This window comes from Methylorubrum suomiense, from assembly GCF_022179765.1.
Lineage (GTDB): Bacteria > Pseudomonadota > Alphaproteobacteria > Rhizobiales > Beijerinckiaceae > Methylobacterium > Methylobacterium suomiense.
In genome coordinates this window covers 1-460 of sequence record NZ_BPRE01000054.1, presented here as the reverse complement: position 1 = coordinate 460, position 460 = coordinate 1, and the positions used below count along the sequence as shown (strand labels likewise).

Annotated in this window: 1 protein-coding gene; it reads right to left on the bottom strand. The window is 71.3% G+C overall.

The features are described 5' to 3' along the window. Positions 1-460: VCBS domain-containing protein (locus tag MFF26_RS26390; protein ID WP_238308977.1), on the bottom strand; the 460-nt coding region annotated here is incomplete at both ends.

Sequence of the window (460 nt, the reverse complement as noted above, 5' to 3'; positions counted from 1 at the left end):
CGGCATCGTGAACGCCGCCTTCAGGGCCGCGACCTGATCCGCCGTCAGGCTGGCGGTCAGGTCCGCCCCCGACACGCTGGTGTAGCTCACGCTCTGACCGGCGAACGAGACGGTCAGGTGGTCGGTCAGATCGGCATCGGCGAAGGTCAGCGTGCCCGAGCGCGCATGGTTGACGGCGGTGCCCTCGTACCACGTCGCCCCGGTCGAGCCCGTGATGCTCGGCAGGTCGTCCGTGCCGACAAGCGTCACCACGACGTCCTGGCGCACCACCCCGCCCTTCCCGTCCGAGAGGGTCAGCGTGTAGGTCTGGTCGAGCGTCTGGCCGGCGCCGAGGAAGTCGAGGGCCTTATCGGGGGCGCTCCAGTTCCAGACGACCCGGCCCGCCCCGCCGGCGGTGGTGTCGGTGACGACCGAGGCGGTCATCGCGCCGATGAAGCCGCGGCCCTGCATCGAGACGGCG